Source organism: Bradyrhizobium sp. LeoB3 (genome assembly GCF_055456055.1).
In genome coordinates this window covers 1-420 of the sequence record NZ_JBVBEF010000388.1, presented here as the reverse complement: position 1 = coordinate 420, position 420 = coordinate 1, and the positions used below count along the sequence as shown (strand labels likewise).

The following is a 420-nucleotide window of genomic DNA, read 5'->3' as shown; positions in this document are numbered from 1 at the left end:
AGGTTTGTGACATTGTACAGGAGACAGGGGTCAAGACCATCCCCAAGAAAAAGAAATACAAAAAGGCAAAATGGCTGTCTGAGGAAGCCTTACAAATAGCTGTGAAAAGAAGAGACGCAAAAAGCAAAGGAGAAAAGGAAAGATATAAGCATCTGAATGCAGAGTTCCAAAGAATAACAAGGAAAGATAAGAAAGACTTCCTCAGTGATCAAAGCAAAGAAATAGAGGAACATAATAAAATGGGAAAGACTAGAGATCTCTTCAAGAAAATTAGAGATACCAAGGGAACACTTCAGGCAAAGATGGGCTCAATAAAGGACAGAAATGGGATGGACCTAACAGAAGCAGAAGATATTAAGAAGAGGTGGCAAAAATACACAGAAGAAATGTACAAAAAATATATTCATGGCCCAGATAATT

Annotated in this window: 1 protein-coding gene; it reads left to right on the top strand. The window is 37.4% G+C overall.

Annotated features, from left to right (window positions below):
- A partial coding sequence (locus ACZXDY_RS46460; RefSeq protein WP_464350096.1) for a hypothetical protein occupies positions 1-420 on the top strand: 420 nt, incomplete at both ends.